The 2,774-nt window shown below is 72.4% G+C and carries 2 protein-coding genes and 1 pseudogene; 1 reads left to right on the top strand and 2 read right to left on the bottom strand.

The genetic code is table 11. The annotated features are described in order from the left end of the window. A pseudogene (locus AB0B85_RS33545) lies at positions 1-95 on the top strand (roadblock/LC7 domain-containing protein); the annotation flags it as partial. 26 nt (positions 96-121) lie between these two features. Here AB0B85_RS33545 and AB0B85_RS33550 read toward each other — a convergent pair. After that, entirely contained in the window at positions 122-892 is a 771-nt protein-coding gene (locus AB0B85_RS33550; RefSeq protein WP_357413790.1) for a DUF5995 family protein, read from the bottom strand. A 135-nt stretch (positions 893-1,027) separates the two neighbouring features. Continuing rightward, the coding region (locus tag AB0B85_RS33555) for a LuxR C-terminal-related transcriptional regulator (RefSeq protein ID WP_357413792.1) at positions 1,028-2,774 on the bottom strand (1,747 nt) is incomplete at its 5' end.

Raw genomic sequence — 2,774 nt, forward strand, 5'->3', positions numbered from 1 at the left:
AGGACATGGGTTGGCTGCTCACCAACTTCGCCGACAGCGTGGCGGGTATCGCCCACGTGGTGGCGGTGTCCGCCGACGGGCTCCTGCTCGCGTCCCGGAACGCGGGGACCCCCCGTCCCGACTACTGCAGAAACGCTCCCAGGGGGGAGAGCAGTAGCCGGCCGAGCGCCGCGGCGTTGTCGTCCAACCGCGTGCGCTCACACTCGCGGGCGTCCGGATCGTGCCGGCACCGCCAGATCTTCTGCGCGTTACGCCAGGCGACATCGCGGGTGTACTCGACCAGCTCCCCCTGGTACCAGTCGTCGATGTCGCCGTTGAGCATGTCGATGAGCAGCTGCCACCGCTCCAGATAGCCCCGGCGCAGACCGGGGATCTTGTCCGCGAAGATCTTGTTGATCTCCAGGTAGTCGTGGTGCTGATCGCTGCCGTCGACCGGCTCCGACTCCAGGTGGTCGAACGTGGTCACCAGCGCGAACGGCAGGTCGAAGTTGATGTGCGCGTTGACCCCGGCCGCCGCCGACGGCAGCGGGCGGGCATCCGGCCCACGCATCCGCTCGAAGAGGCACGACCACGCCTTCGGAGTGCCGGGGCTGGAGTCGGTCCAGAGCCGCATCGCGTCGAAGTACCGCGCGGCGAACTCCACGTCGAGCCGGGAGAGGAAGGCCGGGTCGACGAACCGATCGTCGTACAACCCGTCCAGCACGCTGCTGGTGATGGTGAGGTAGAGCCTGTTGAAGTCCGCCAGCGGGCAACTGGCGCCCAACGGGGGCAACCGCACCAACATGTCCTGGAGTTTGGTGAGGTGATCGACCACTGCTGGCACGTCCGCGGGATGGTCGGCGAGCAGATCGACGATGTCGCGGTGCACGGGCCCCCAGACCAGTTCGACCATGTCTCCTCCATAGTGGTCGGCGGCATCCCCCGTGCCGTCGTCGACGCGGCCCAGCCTCTCAGCCGACACCCACCCGCCGAATCAGTAGAACGACGTATCCCGGCGCGCACACGCACCGGTGGACGGTACGCATCGTCAGCTTCGGACGTTGCGTAACTGGATCGCGCTGGCCTGGACGCGGGTACGGACCTGGAGCTTGTCGAAGATGTGCGACACGTGCACCCCGATGGTCCGCTCGCTGATGAACAGCCGCTGCCCGATCTCCTTGTTGGTCAGGCCCTCCGCGACGAGCGCGAGCACCTCCCGCTCCCGGGCGGTGAGCAGTGCCAACTCGTCGTCGGACGCCTCGGTCGGGGCTGCCCGGGTAGCGCTGAGGGCCTCGTGCTCCTCCAACGGCACCCGGGCCCGCCCGGCCAGCTCGCGGATCTCCGAGGTGAGCGGCACCGCGCCCAGCCCCTGCGCCACCTGGTACGCCTCCCGCAGCAACTTGCCCGCGGTGGCCAGCCGACTGCGGCGGGCCAGCAGCGCCTCGGCCTGCCGCAGCCGCGAGTACGCCGCCGGGTAGGGGTGGTGGCGTCGATCCCACTCGGCGACCGAGGCGGCCCACAGGTCCGGGTCGCTGCTGTCGAGTCGACTCACCTCGGCGGCGCAGAGTGCCAGGAACCCGTCCACCACCGACCGCACCGGACCGGCCGCGCCGACGCTCTTGCGGGCCACCCGGTCCGTCACGTCGCGCAGCCGGCGTACCACTGTCGGGTCCACCGCCACGGTACGGCTGGCGTGTGCCTCGGCCTCGGCCCGCAGGCCGTGCCAGACCAGCGCGGACAGGATCGTCACGTCGTCGGAACGGCTCTCGGTGAGGCCACGTTGCACCGCCAGCCGCGCCACGTCGTGCCGGCCCTCCCACATGGCCAGCCCGGCGCGCAGGGTGAGCAGCGGAATGACGTGCCGCGCCCCGCCTCCGGCGAGCAGGGTCGCCACCGCGTCGAGGTCGCGGCTGGCGGCGTCGATGTCGCCGTAGCCCACCGAGAGTCGGCAGCGGGCCAGCAGCAGCTCGACAGCGTCCGCGCCGGACGGTCGGTGCCGCAGGGCGGCGGCGACCACCTTCTCCGCCTCGGCCCACTGGCCCACCCGGAACAACCCGTTGATGGCGACGGCCAGCAGCCGGGTCTCCCAGGTGCGGCCCAGACCCAGCTCGGCGACCCGCTCGGCGCCACGCCGGGCCACCACCACACCCTCTTCCAGGATGTTCAGCGGCCCGGTCAACAGCTCCGCCAGGTGCAGGTACGCGCAGGCCACATCCTCGGGCTGGCCGGCGCGCTCGGCGGTGTCGAGGGCGTCGCGCATCACCGCCAGCCCCGCCTCCGGGTCCTCCAGGTAGGCGTCACTGAAGCCGAGCGCCGCGCTGGCCAGCACCACCTCGGTGGCGGAGCCCGCCACCTCGGCGGCCAAGGCCAGCGCCTCCCGGGCCCGCCGGCCGGCGTCGGCGTAGCGGCCCAGGTGCAGCAGCAATTCGGCGAGGCGGGCGGCGGCGGTGGCCTGGTCCCGCGGGGAACAGTCGGCAGCGGTCAGCGCCCGCTGGTATTCCTCCTCGGCCAGCGCGGAACGACCGGCGGCGGCCAGGTAGCGGGCCCGACGGATGTGCAGCGCGCTGCTCGGCTCGCCGCCGCGCAGCGTGGCCAACTCCTCCAACAGGGCCAGCGCGCGGGCGTGCTCGCCGCAGTGGTGGGCCGCCTCGGCGGCATTCTCCAGCAGTTCGACCCGGTCCACCGCCAGCGGGCCCGGGTCGGCGGCCAGTTGCAACGCCGCCGACCAGTGCCGGTGCGCCTCGGCGTAACCGTGCAGCCGCTCGGCCTCCCGGGCCGCGGCCACCGCGGCCGGC

The organism is Micromonospora sp. NPDC049044 (assembly GCF_040649215.1).
In the GTDB taxonomy this organism is placed as follows: Bacteria; Actinomycetota; Actinomycetes; order Mycobacteriales; family Micromonosporaceae; genus Micromonospora.